Genomic DNA, 11,870 nt, shown 5'->3' with positions numbered 1-11,870 from the left:
TGATTTAGACTTAGCGACCGTAACACGGGTGAAGAGGCGGATTTCGGATGTCAAACCAATCTGTCTCTTCGCTTTCTACCAAGATAACGCAGTCGTAGCTGTCGCGGCTAGCGAAACTACAGAGCCACTCAATCAAAAAGAGGTTCCAGAAGAGGCGCCTGCCAATCAGACAGACTTCGAGTTTCGGCCCGTCTCTGAGTGATTTCCCTCCCAATTGCCAGCGGCTGGATTTTCGTGTCTAAACTAGTGCAATAATTAGATTGCCCGTCGTATCGGTGTCCATCGGACTCTTTAGATGGGGTGTTACGGTTGGAAACGGTCGATTGCAGCGGCGGCGGCACCATATAGTTCGAGGTCGACACCGAACGAGGTGAGTTCGATCTCCGGCGTCGCTGTCATACAGTACGCATCGAGGTCGACCGGTTCGAGAGTGTATGGGTCGTTCTGATAGTCAATCAACGCTGGATTGTTGAGCGCAACGCCGCCACCGACCTTCACGCGGTCGGTCGAGAAGAGATCCGTGATCGTCCCAATGCCAGCGGCGTTGATTCGTTTGAGCCGGGTGTAGTAGTCGCGTGCGACGTGATCCCCGGAACGAACGGCTTCGAAAAACGCTCTGGCGTCTTCGTTCCCTGTGAGTTGTGTGTCTCGTTCCTCGTCCGCGAGCCACTCCTGGACGCGGTTTGGGAATAGCGATCCAGACGCATATCCTTCCCAGGGATCGTTGACCCCCGAGTGCTGGATCTTACCGTCCCAGTTCACATTGACGAAGCCGGCCTCAGCACCGGGGATGAGTTCGCCATTACGGAGGATCCCCGCCCCGATACCGGTGCTGAGCGTCAGATACGCGAGGTTCGCGTCTGGAGCGACATCACCGTACATTTTCAGTCCCAGCGCGCTCGCATCGGCGTCGTTTTCGACCGCGAGTGGAACGGAAAACGAGTCAGCAAGCGGGGTCAGGTCCCACCCGGCCCAGTTCGCAACGTTCCGGAGTTCGTTGGTCTCACGGTTGACCACAGCAGCAGCGGCAACACCGATCGCATCGATATCGGAGTATCTGTCACTGATTCGCTCTACAAGCGCATTCGCAGACTCAACTGTATTGGTCGTGAACGTCCACGGGTCGCCCTGGAGACCAGACGCATCAGCTTTGACGCCTCTGATTGTCGTCCCCCCAATATCGATAGCGAGTACAGACCCCATAGATATCGTAGAACGGCACATGTAATAAAAATAAACAATAATGATGAATGGGTGGCTGTTCGGTGATAGTTCACCGTTACTGTGTTTGTTCCCCTACGATCTGGACTCTCTATCGTTCATACCCTTCGCCTGCTTCCAGTGACCGGAGCAGGTCCTGTGTCGCATCGATGAGTGTCGCCAGTCGGTCTTGATCGAACGTCGTGATCTGTTCAGCCTCGGCATCATAGGTGATGACACCCGTCTTCTCGAGGACCGGCAAATGCAGGTGATGCAGTGCTTGCTCCTGGCTGCTGGCAGACTGTGTGGAGACAGTCGGTTCGTCCGGGAGTTCCCCGGCGAGTGTCGCACAGTCAAGCGGAACCTCGGCTGACGATAGTGTCTCGACGATCTGGATCCGGGTTTCGTGACGAAAGATTTCGAACCCGTGGATGGCCTCCTGTGTTGGTGTATCGCCAGTCATTCGGCCACCCCACTGGTGCGAGGTTCGGGTTGGCTGTCCTGGCTGGAAGCGACCAGACCAGTACACGTCCACTGCCCGAGCTCGCCAGGCTGTTGGTCATGCTCGATTCCAGGTTTGTGACTATTCCACTGCGTCTCGTCGCGTGTCAACTGTGTCTGAGACTGCACAGTCACTCGGACTGGATGTCAACGAATGAGTGTTAGTACGGAAGTATCGTTACAATCATTACTATCTGTATGGTTCACCAGTATACTGTATAGCTCAGGCCAGTTGCTCGATGGCCGCTGGATCTGCAGACTGGTCACTGGTTCACCATGGATTTTCCAGAGAATATTCACATCATGCCGTTTGGGTTCGAGAAGGACCGCATCGTCGAGACAGCACTCGAATCGAACGCCGACAAGGTTGTCTTGCTGGACTGGCTTGACGGGATTGAACGCCCACCGTACCATGCGGACGTTCGCGAGGCATTCGCCGACAGTCCGATCGAGACGACCGAAATCGAGTGCAATATCTTCGACCTGTACGAGACGATCTCGGTCATCGCCGACCTGATCGTCAGCGAACACGCAGCCGGCAACAGGGTCTATGTCAATCTCGCCACCGGCAGCAAGATCACCGCAATCGGAGGGATGATCGCGTGTATGGTGACCGGCAAAGCGGCACCGTACTACGTCCGGGCCGAGGAGTATGCGGCCGGTGACGAACCTGTCGGCCACGGCGTCGAGACGAAGATGGACCTCCCACAGTACCCGATCGCGAAACCCGATCCACAGCGCATTGCAGTCCTGGGGTATCTGGTCGCCGAACAGGACAGCCTGCGCGAGGGGCTCAGTTACTCCGTTCGCAAGAAGGATCTCATCGATTTCGGCGAACAGGAGGAATTGCCGTTTGCAGCACATTATGATGGCGATTCCTACAACGGCTATTATCGACGGCTGGAAAACCATATTCTCGACCCGCTACTGGAGAAGGAGTATATCGAGATCGAGGAGCGGGGCCGCCAGAAGATCGTCAGGCCGACCGAACTCGGTCGGAAATCGTACGTGGCCTTTCAGTATGTGGATGGTGGGGACTGAATTCGGCAGGCGTGCAGGTATCTGCCTTTGCAGGCGTAGCTTTGCAGCAGGTGAATGAGGGGGAGTTCTGAAATCCCTCGACCCCGATGTAGTAACTGATGCCGACGATCTACATTACAGCCCCTCAGGAGGCCGCAGCGGAGATTGCACAGACACTCGTCGAGGAACGACTTGCAGCCTGTGTGAATCGCGTTGCCTGTGAGTCCGTGTATCGATGGGAGGGCGATGTTCATACTGACACTGAGGAAATCCTCCTGGCGAAGACGACTGATGAGCGGTATCCCGATCTTCGTGACCGGATTGTCGAGTTGCATCCCTACGAGGTACCGTGCATCGAGCGTTTTGATGAGAAAGATACGTTTGAACCGTTCTCGAACTGGCGAAACAAGACTGTGGACACAGCGTAACGTATTGTGTTTCCCCATTGACCTCCACGCACGGCTGAAAATCAGGCCTTCTCTTGGAACCACTGCGCAACTTGACGACTATACGCATCATATACCGCGAGTCCCGTTTGGAGCGTTGCGTAGACTTCCTCAGTATCGACGTGTCCATATTCGTGTGCAAGGACGTTTCTGAAACCGACTGCAGCGACGAGTGTTGTCATCGTCTCTTCGTCGATGACGTCTTCCTGAGACAGCGTACGAATCGCTTCTTTGGAACTACTGCCACTGAAGTCGAAGTCGTTGGTGGCGATGTGGTTAGCAAGGTCGGAACACGCCTGGATGGCGTTTTCGAACATTCGCTCAACAGCACGCTGTTCGGTTGTACTCTCAAGAAACTCGGTGCGGGACAGAGTCTCCTGTTTCTCCCTCAGTTCCCCATGGTACTGTTCGATCTGTTCGAGTTTGACCGAGACAACACGTTCGTCAGCCACGTAGACCGTCCTCCGCGATACGGTCAATGATATCTCGCTGTTGACGGCGAATTGTCTCCCGTTGTTCGCTGAACTCTGCTTCGATTTCCGCTTTGAACTGCTCGAACGCTTCCTCGTCGCCACAGACAAGCTCTCCGTTAACCACGTCATGGGCTACGTCCAGTGGGAGTGCTTCAATGTCTGTGACGTCGATGAATGGTGCGTCCTCCCGTTGGAGGTTGCCCGAAAGAAAACACCGCTTTTGAAACTGCTCTCGGTCGGAGAGGTCGTCAACGAATTTGACGGCAAGGTCTAGGTCGGATGACGCCGTCGGCTCCCCAGAAACCTGTGAACCGAAGACGACCACGTACTCGACATCGGGGTCGGGGCAGACCGACGCAGCGATTTCGTCGAGAACCTCGGAACGGTCACCGGGGATCGTCATGTTTCAAAAGATGGCAGTTCGTCACAAAAGAATTCCGCTGGCCCGAGCGCTGGGCAAAGCCCGATATAGCGACCGAGCGTTGCGAAGTAGCTACACACCGTACCGTACTGTGTGTCTCCATTGACCTCCACACACGGCTGCAAATCAGCAGGACATTCGTGTCAACAACAGCAATGGCCTGCTCCGAGACACTCGGCCTGCCTCACCTGTAGAGGTCGTCGAGGTTTGCATACAGGAGCAGATATTGGGGGTTGTCCGTTTCCTGGCGTGATATAATACTTTGAAGTATCATACTCTAAAGTACGATTATCGGAAGTGCTATTATCAGAAGCATCTGGGGGATGTCACAGAGGTCCTGTTTAGTCAAGGATGAAGAGTGGGGCGGACGGATTTCCTGCCCGGTAGCGAGTGCGTACGGGTGACTGGCGACACTTCTATATAATTGTACACACAACGTGCATACAACAATGAGCACGAAGCGTGTGAATTTCCGGCTCCCGGAGGAGCTGATCGCTCAAGCGGATGTCGCTGCGGAAGTCACGCATAAGAATCGGACCGAGATCCTGATTGAGGCACTACGGCAGTATCTTGAAGAGAAAGAGTCTGATGAAAGCTTCCGGGAGGCGGTCGTGGAACTGTATCTCGACGGCCAGATCGAGTTTGAGAAACTCGCGGACGTCATCGGTCGGCAGGATGCCGAGTCAGTGCGTGCGTCAAAGCACGTGCTAGATCGGGGCGAGGAACTCGCTAACGATCTTGCAGACCTGTGACTGTCGTCGTCGATACGAGTGCGCTCATTTCACTCGCTGTCGGTGCTGTGCTCGATCAGACGCTGGCAGCGTTCGATGTCGTCACGACATCGACAGTCATTGAGGAACTCGAAGAGACGGCTGAGTACGATGATCGACACGGCACAGCGGCGACCACTGCACTTCGACAAACAGACGCATTAACGGTGCAGGATGCTGACGGCGCGCCGTTTGAAACGAGTCGTATCGATACTGGAGAAGCGAGTTGCGTCGCCGCAGCCCGCGATGTTGATGCCGCGTTCCTCGTGACGGACGATTATCGAGCACTTCCCGAACTAGAGGGACTGGTCGATGCGGAGGTGGTGGTGTCACCGATCGTGCTCCGAGCGCTCGTCAAGCGTGGCGCGCTCAGTTCTGCGGATGCGGAAACCGCATTCGAAACGATCGCTACTGGGCGAGACTGGCTTGACGCGCCGATCTACCGGTACGCGCGCCGACTGTTCGATGAGTCGTAAGAAGTGACGCCTCCGCGCGGTTTCTCGCCTGTCCACCAGGCAATAGCCAATCTGCGGAACGTGATTTCACCAATAACCACTGAAATGGGGCCATCTTTTTGCCACTGGTTCTCCTCCACTCTCTGTGCCCATTCAGCGCGCGAAGTCACTGGCTAAACTCTATGCGCAGGTCGCTGGGTACGACCTCGTGCTTGTCCCTGACGCCCCACTTGCGAGTGCCCTCAACCGCCGACTCGACCGGCCACAGTTCGGGACGTTCGCAACCACCCCACGCCGACTCGCCGCTGGGCGTCGCGAGCAGGCCGAGGACCGGACTGCCTTTCTGGAACTCGCAGATACTGTCGACGATTCCTGGAAAGCCCTGTCCTACGCTATCGGGAACGTTCTCCAGTGCTGGGAGCACCACGGACAGGCCGAAGCAATCCTGGAGTATTCAGCCTACGATGACCCGACCACACAAACGGTGGTTGATGGTCTCTCCTCGCTCCAGTCGACGTCACAGCAACTGACAGAGTTCACAGTGGATTCGGACCAGTCGGTTGCTGTCGTCGGACTCCCAGAATTCACCGAACTCGAACGGTCCGTTCTGCCTTCGGAGTATGATACGTATTCCCTGTTGACCGACGACGCCTTCGACTACCCGGTGTTCAATATCTTCAGGTCACCATCGGCGATCGTCGACGCGGTCGTGGATACCATCGACGAAGAGTCAGCTGACAATGTGGCCGTGGTGCTGGATAGTTCGAGCCAGTACTCACCGTTAATCGAATCGGCGCTTGAAGCTGCGGATATTCCTTACTATGGAGGGCCGGGGTTTATCCACGACCCCGATGTGCGAGCAGTACTGCGGCTCTTGCGCGTGGCCTATCGTGGCTCCGAGACGACTGTCAGCGATGTAGCCCCGATTTTGTCACGACTCGGGACCGATGTTGATATCGAGCACACTGAGAAGCGCCTGGCAACGATTGATCTGCCAGCAACCGCGTGGATTACCGACGTGTGTGAGACGATTGAGGACCGAACCTTTGGCTCGCTTCTTACGGCCTACGAGGAGAAGGCCGACAGAACCCTGGACCGTCTCCGGGAGGAACTTGTGGCACTCGGGCTGGACGATACAGCGATTACGGAACCGCGGGTCAGCGATTTGAGCTTCTATCTGGATACCTACGAGGTCCCTGTAGACAGAGAAAACGAGGGCGTGTTGCTCGCGGATGCCAAATCTGCCGGCTATGTCGACCGCCAGGCCGTGTTCTTCCTCGGACTCGACGAGGGCTGGACCAACAGTGCTCCACAGCGGCCCTGGGTTGATACTGAGGCACAGTTCGATCGGTATATCCGTCGGTTCCAGCGATTGATTCAGAGCGGTGACGACCAGTACTATCTCGTCGAGGACACCGCTGGGGGCCAGCCAGTGACGCCGTGTCTCTACTTCGAAGAACTTCTCGAAGAGACATTCGAGCAGTTCAGCGACCTCGAATCAGTCAGGTATGATCGGACAGTTGACGGCGAGCGTGATGGCTTTGCCAGGACCGCCATCGAGCCGCCAGTCGAGTCAAAGACCGTCGACACCATCAGTCAGACCAGCCTCAACAATTTCGTCAACAGCCCACGGGAATACCTCTTCAGCCGGCTGGTCAACTCCCCTGACAAGGATTACTTCCGTGAAGGGAATCTGTTTCATGACTTCGCGGAGTTCTACGTCAACTACCCAGAGAGCATCGACACAGACACGCTCTCGGAGGTGGTCGATATCATGCTTGAGGAGGCCAAGCCCTTCTACCCTGAGACGGATCGGGTGTTACGCCGGCGTCAGTATCGAATCGGGCTGGAAACCATCGTCGAGTATCTGGATGCCCATCCACCGACGGCACCTGCCGATCTCCCCCCGGCTGAAGACCCCGATGAGAACTTCTTCGCATCGTATTTCGATCGCCCGGTTGACTCGCCGCTTACCGAACGCCAGTTTACTAATCCAGACCTCGGCATCAACGGAAAGATCGACCTCGTGGAAGGGCCCACAGCCCTGCTCGATTACAAGAGCGGATCGAAGAAATCAGCCTATGACGTCTGCAAACAGGCTGCGATGGACCCGCCCAGCGACACGGTCAATTACCAGGCGATTGCCTACCTGGCACAGTTCCGCACCCACCAGCCAGGTGAGGAGCTATCCTTTTCGTTTTTCCACTTCCTCGAAACGCTTGAAGATGCGATCACCGGCGACGCGGACATCGACGACACGCTGACGACGGTCTCTTACTATGCCCAGTCGTTCGACGAGTTCGTCGGAACGCGTGCAGCGTACGAGGTCCTTCTGGATGGCTACAAGGACTGCGTGGCGACGTTTGAGGACCTCGGCTTCACGGCTTACAGCGATATCATGACAGACCTCACGTTCCCGGACACGACAGATCGGTCGGCGGTACGGGAGTCCGACTTCGCCGACCGGTTTGCGGAGGCCGTACGTCAGGAAACCAGCGACAACGTTGATGCCGAGAAGGGGGCCGACCAGGCGATTCGAGCGCTCAACGGCGTCCGGAAGCGCAACTTCTTCGAGGGTGATCTCGACCAGTTCGAAGGATTCGTTGCCGACCGACTGACGGAAATCAATCGTTATCGGGCTGGTGAGGAGCGATTCCCCATCGAGGGCCTGGGTGGCGAACCCAACTATCGCCGGATCGATCATCGCGATATGTTTCTGGAGGATAGCCGATGAGCGACGAGCCCACCCCGAACGAGGACCAGCAACAGTTGATCGATGAGACCGAGGGGATCTACCACGTCGACGCCGGGGCTGGCACCGGCAAGACCTTCGCCATCACACGCCGGTATGCGAACATCGTCGACCAGCCTGATGTCGAGCCCGAGGACATCTTGCTTGTCACCTTCACTCGGAGTGCAGCCACCGAGATGCGCGAACGTATCGTCGAACACTGTTCGTACGGGATGCGTGAACTGGCCGACGCACCGATCCAGACGTTCCACTCGTACTGTCACGACCTGCTCGACGAACACGGCTATCAAGCCCCGACGCATCTGGGCATCGACGACCGGATCACCGGAGGGACACAGATCCTCGAGGATAGCCAGCTCGAGGACGAGCTGTTCCGTGAGTTCTTCGGTCAGTTTCGGGACCGCCATCCCGAGTACAACAACATTTTTCGGGCACTCTCGGAGCCAACTGAACCCCTTTCGCTCATCAACGAACTCGCTGCCAAGGGTGTCTTCCCGACTGCAGACGGCTGGTATCGAGATGGGGCACAACACCTGCTGGGAGACTACGAGACGTTCAAGGAGTACTTTGATGCCCAAAATCAGGCCCGCAACGACGGGCGCAAGCAGTCCCCGCTTCGGGACGATCTCTCGCGGTTCGGAACAAACAAAACCTACCGGCAGTCCGCGCCATCGAAGTCGGACATCCGGGGTGGCCGGGGGACCAAGGAACTCGATGACAGCGTTGCTCGCGAGGTCTTCGAGGAGGATCGGGATGAGCTACTGGCGTTCATCCATGACTGTTACTTCGAGTATCTGGAGTTCGCACTGGGACGAAACTACCTGAATTTCGGGTTCCTCCAGCTGTTTGCCTTCGTGGCGCTGTGTGAAGAGCCAACACTGCGAGACCGCGTTGGGTTTGAGTACGTGATGGTCGATGAGTTCCAGGACTCCAGTGAGATTCAGTTCAAGCTGGCGCTGCTGCTTGCTGACACAGATAATCTCTGTGTCGTGGGCGACTGGAAACAGAGTATCTACTCGTTCCAGTACGCCGCTGTCGAGAACATTGCGGAGTTCGACACCAGGCTGGAGCGATTCCGCAGCGAGTTGAACGCCGATTCCCAGCGGGTCGAATTCGGGACGGATGGGATCACGTACATCGAACTCAAAGAAAACTACCGGTCGACACAGACACTGCTGGATTTCTCGACGAATGCGCTGACCACGCCAGCGACGAGCTCTGAAAGCATCGACGAGCCCGTCGGTGTCGACCCGCTGTCCTCGAATGCCGTCTTCGACGAGACCAGCATCGAGGCCATTCACCACGCGGACGAACACGAGGCAGTGCTGGCCAAGATTCAGTCGATCGTCGGCAGCACGGAGTATCGAATCGAAGACGAGAATGGCGACCCCACACCCCCGAGCCACGGCGATATTGCGGTCCTGACGAGGACACGTGACTACGGACGAGAGCTGCTGGCTGCAGCTGAAGAGTATGGGTTGCCGATGGCTTACGACGGGGAGGTTGAACTGTATCGCAGTGACCCCGCGAAGCTACTACTGGCGTGGCTGCGGATCGTCGAGTCCGATGGGGACCGCGGGTGGGCCGTCGTCTTGGAGCGGGCCGGCTATACGCTAGATGAGATCGATGCGCAGCTGGAGCGAGAGAGCTACCCGCCAGCGATGACCGAGTTTCGGGAGACCCTGCGGGAGCTTGAGGCAGTAAGTTCGCTGGCCCGACGCGTCTTCGATCGCTACGGGTTGACTGGTGATTATGCGCGGGAGCTGCTGGCGCATATCCAGTCGGTCCACGATGCCACGACATTGACCCGCGGGGATCTGATCCAGTTTATCGAACGCGCGATTGACCAGGGAAGTACCCATGCGATCAATACGACCACTGATATGGATTCGGTGACGGTCCAGACGATCCACGGCGCGAAGGGCCTGGAGTATCCGATCGTCATCCTGGCCAATATGAACGAGGGGCGGTTCCCGCCGCGTGGTCGGACCAGTGGCGTCCTCCAGTATAACGAGGCGACGGGTATTCGACAGCGCAAAGTCTACGCTGAAGAAGCGGAGTATCCACACGTCTACGACAACTGGCGCTACGATGTCATGCGGCAGTGTCTGCCAGACAACTACGACGAGGAACGGCGGCTCCTGTATGTAGCCATCACGCGGGCCGAGAGTCACGTTGTGTTCGCTGGTGGGTCCGACCCCAATACGTTCCTCTCCGAGCTTCCGGTAGAGCTTACTGAGGGGGCGCCAGAGATTGCGGCGAGCCAGCCCGACGAGTCAGTCCAGGCACAGCTGCCGTTCAGCATAGCAACACCCGATGGGCCGGTTGGCTACAGTCCCCATTCACTGATGGATGACTCCGTGTTTACTGAGTCGGAGGCCAACGCCGGTGAGGCCGATGCTGACGAAGCGAGTGGAGTAGACTTTGGCTCGCAGGTGCACGACTTCGCCGAGGCCTACGTGCTGGGTGAGTCGGTTTCACCGTCGAATCCCCATGAGGAGCGTATCCAAGCGTTGCTGGATGAACTGAATGGGGAGTTGTACACCGAGGAGGATGCCATCCTGCCACTCGAAATCGATGGCCAGCGTGTCTCGATTACGGGTATCGTCGACCTGGTCCACATCACGCCTGATCGCGTCGAGATCATCGACTACAAGACTGACCGAAGCCGACGGGCACAGGACGAGTACCGCAAGCAACTGAGCGTGTATTATCACGTGCTCGCCAGTGAGTATCCGGATCGGGAGGTGACCACGAGCCTGTTTTACTCCACGAGTGGGGAGCTGGTGTCAATCGAGCCAATGACGAAGCAGACTCTCCGTGAGCTAGTGCGGGACCATCAGTAGGTCAGAATAGAAACTTATCCTCGTGGGGCTTGATGTTCGATACTATGCCTCAATAAGGCGTCCAAGGGCTACGTAGCCAGATTTCACATCTCGTCAGAGTAGGCAAACAGACCGTCTTTGCGATGGATTTCCCTCGCTCTGGCACCTTCGTTCGATTCCGCAGCCTGTCGTGAGTTACAGCCAGTGACTTCAACAACAGCCTGCGGTGGAAGCGAATTGGTGAAATTCACACCGCTCTTGTCTGTGCCGCTCATATGCTCCTGAATCCGTTTGGTGGGATCGCTTGTCGAACCAACGTAGTAAACTCGTTCCTGCTGATTCAACGCGTCTGTGGCACGTTCCTTTGGTTCCAGACGTGACAGTGGAATCCCCGCCTCGATTTTGGTCTTGACCGCCCGACGTCGATCCCAGATTTGTCCCGGTTCATCGTTGAGCGGGGGCGTACAATCTAACACGTATACATAATGGGAGGCCTCCGGAACGTCGAGTTCCAGCGCTGTTTGTGACGTATCGAGGTCAGCAATGACACCGAATGGTGACGCAATCGTATCTGCTCTGTCTGGCGGCTCATCAACGAATCCAGAGACATTTTCCGGCAACGTTGTCGGAGTATGAAGTCCTCTGCCAGACTCCATCCCATCACGAAATGCATCGATAGCCACAATACACTCAGCGAAATCCTGTTTGACCAGTCGTTCGACTGGTTCGTATAGTGGTCGACCAACCTGCTCGTGGAGTAGGATCTTCAGCGCGATCGCATTCGTGGCGACCCGAGAGGTGTCCGGAGTGTAATACTCACTTTGACGCGCATATTCGACCGGGCGTGTCCCGGGCTGGAGTTCCTCAAACATGGCCGTTGTGAGGGGGTTAACACTTGTTGTGCGCTCGCCCAGGCGTTGTGCCAACTTATCTTTGAGTCCAGACTTGGTGTTGTTATCCTGGAGTCGGTTGATGTCCGTCCGAAAATCAGCCATGACTCGCACATT

12 protein-coding genes are annotated in these 11,870 nt (G+C 56.7%); 7 read left to right on the top strand and 5 right to left on the bottom strand.

Features of this window, described 5'->3' with window-relative positions; genetic code table 11:
* On the top strand, positions 1-202 hold a 202-nt coding region (locus NDI54_RS19365; RefSeq protein WP_310898011.1), incomplete at its 5' end, for a hypothetical protein.
* A 101-nt stretch (positions 203-303) separates the two neighbouring features.
* Here NDI54_RS19365 and NDI54_RS19360 read toward each other — a convergent pair.
* Both NDI54_RS19360 and NDI54_RS19355 read right to left on the bottom strand, forming a co-directional pair.
* On the bottom strand, positions 304-1,203 hold the full coding sequence (locus NDI54_RS19360) for an ROK family protein (protein ID WP_310898010.1): 900 nt from the start codon (positions 1,201-1,203) through the stop codon (positions 304-306).
* 109 nt (positions 1,204-1,312) lie between these two features.
* Positions 1,313-1,663 carry a DUF7344 domain-containing protein gene (locus tag NDI54_RS19355; RefSeq protein WP_310898009.1) on the bottom strand — a complete coding sequence of 117 codons (351 nt, stop codon included), beginning with the start codon at positions 1,661-1,663 and terminating at the stop codon, positions 1,313-1,315.
* 314 nt (positions 1,664-1,977) lie between these two features.
* On the opposite strand from NDI54_RS19355, the gene NDI54_RS19350 reads away from it, so the two are divergent.
* Together NDI54_RS19350 and cutA are read left to right on the top strand one after the other, a co-directional pair.
* On the top strand, positions 1,978-2,742 hold the full coding sequence (locus NDI54_RS19350) for an HFX_2341 family transcriptional regulator domain-containing protein (RefSeq protein WP_310898008.1): 765 nt from the start codon (positions 1,978-1,980) through the stop codon (positions 2,740-2,742).
* Between the two features lie 98 nt (positions 2,743-2,840).
* Positions 2,841-3,149 (top strand): divalent-cation tolerance protein CutA, encoded by a 309-nt coding sequence (cutA, locus tag NDI54_RS19345; RefSeq protein WP_310898007.1) that lies wholly within the window; start codon positions 2,841-2,843, stop codon positions 3,147-3,149.
* A gap of 41 nt (positions 3,150-3,190) precedes the next feature.
* Here the strand turns inward: cutA and hepT are convergent, their stop codons facing one another.
* Both hepT and mntA read right to left on the bottom strand, forming a co-directional pair.
* Positions 3,191-3,619 carry a type VII toxin-antitoxin system HepT family RNase toxin gene (gene hepT / locus NDI54_RS19340; RefSeq protein WP_310898006.1) on the bottom strand — a complete coding sequence of 143 codons (429 nt, stop codon included), beginning with the start codon at positions 3,617-3,619 and terminating at the stop codon, positions 3,191-3,193.
* Complete coding sequence (gene mntA / locus NDI54_RS19335) at positions 3,612-4,043, bottom strand: type VII toxin-antitoxin system MntA family adenylyltransferase antitoxin (protein ID WP_310898005.1); 432 nt, start codon at positions 4,041-4,043, stop codon at positions 3,612-3,614. The genes hepT and mntA overlap by 8 nt, the downstream gene beginning before the upstream one ends.
* Positions 4,044-4,510: 467 nt before the next feature.
* On the opposite strand from mntA, the gene NDI54_RS19330 reads away from it, so the two are divergent.
* The 4 genes from NDI54_RS19330 (at position 4,511) to NDI54_RS19315 (ending at position 10,884) form a co-directional block, all read left to right on the top strand.
* Entirely contained in the window at positions 4,511-4,813 is a 303-nt protein-coding gene (locus NDI54_RS19330) for a ribbon-helix-helix protein, CopG family (protein ID WP_310898004.1), read from the top strand.
* Complete coding sequence (locus NDI54_RS19325; protein ID WP_310898003.1) at positions 4,810-5,307, top strand: hypothetical protein; 498 nt, start codon at positions 4,810-4,812, stop codon at positions 5,305-5,307. Before NDI54_RS19330 ends, NDI54_RS19325 begins: the two co-directional genes overlap by 4 nt.
* Before the next feature lie 124 nt (positions 5,308-5,431).
* Entirely contained in the window at positions 5,432-8,020 is a 2,589-nt protein-coding gene (locus tag NDI54_RS19320; protein ID WP_310898002.1) for a PD-(D/E)XK nuclease family protein, read from the top strand.
* Positions 8,017-10,884 carry a UvrD-helicase domain-containing protein gene (locus NDI54_RS19315; RefSeq protein ID WP_310898001.1) on the top strand — a complete coding sequence of 956 codons (2,868 nt, stop codon included), beginning with the start codon at positions 8,017-8,019 and terminating at the stop codon, positions 10,882-10,884. The genes NDI54_RS19320 and NDI54_RS19315 overlap by 4 nt, the downstream gene beginning before the upstream one ends.
* Positions 10,885-10,967: 83 nt before the next feature.
* Here NDI54_RS19315 and NDI54_RS19310 read toward each other — a convergent pair whose 3' ends face one another.
* Entirely contained in the window at positions 10,968-11,858 is an 891-nt protein-coding gene (locus tag NDI54_RS19310) for a GIY-YIG nuclease family protein (RefSeq protein WP_310898000.1), read from the bottom strand.
* Positions 11,859-11,870: the final 12 nt, after the last annotated feature.

The organism is Haloarcula terrestris, assembly GCF_031624315.1.
GTDB lineage: Archaea > Halobacteriota > Halobacteria > Halobacteriales > Haloarculaceae > Haloarcula > Haloarcula terrestris.
This window is presented reverse-complemented; position numbering and strand designations above follow the sequence as displayed.

Coding starts and splice junctions, on each gene's coding strand:
- NDI54_RS19330 (WP_310898004.1), top strand. CDS start 4,511: ATGAGCACGAAGCGTGTGAATTTCCGGCTCCCGGAGGAGCTGATCGCT.
- NDI54_RS19310 (WP_310898000.1), bottom strand. CDS start 11,858: ATGGCTGATTTTCGGACGGACATCAACCGACTCCAGGATAACAACACC.
- cutA (WP_310898007.1), top strand. CDS start 2,841: ATGCCGACGATCTACATTACAGCCCCTCAGGAGGCCGCAGCGGAGATT.
- NDI54_RS19315 (WP_310898001.1), top strand. CDS start 8,017: ATGAGCGACGAGCCCACCCCGAACGAGGACCAGCAACAGTTGATCGAT.
- NDI54_RS19350 (WP_310898008.1), top strand. CDS start 1,978: ATGGATTTTCCAGAGAATATTCACATCATGCCGTTTGGGTTCGAGAAG.
- mntA (WP_310898005.1), bottom strand. CDS start 4,043: ATGACGATCCCCGGTGACCGTTCCGAGGTTCTCGACGAAATCGCTGCG.
- NDI54_RS19360 (WP_310898010.1), bottom strand. CDS start 1,203: ATGGGGTCTGTACTCGCTATCGATATTGGGGGGACGACAATCAGAGGC.
- NDI54_RS19355 (WP_310898009.1), bottom strand. CDS start 1,663: ATGACTGGCGATACACCAACACAGGAGGCCATCCACGGGTTCGAAATC.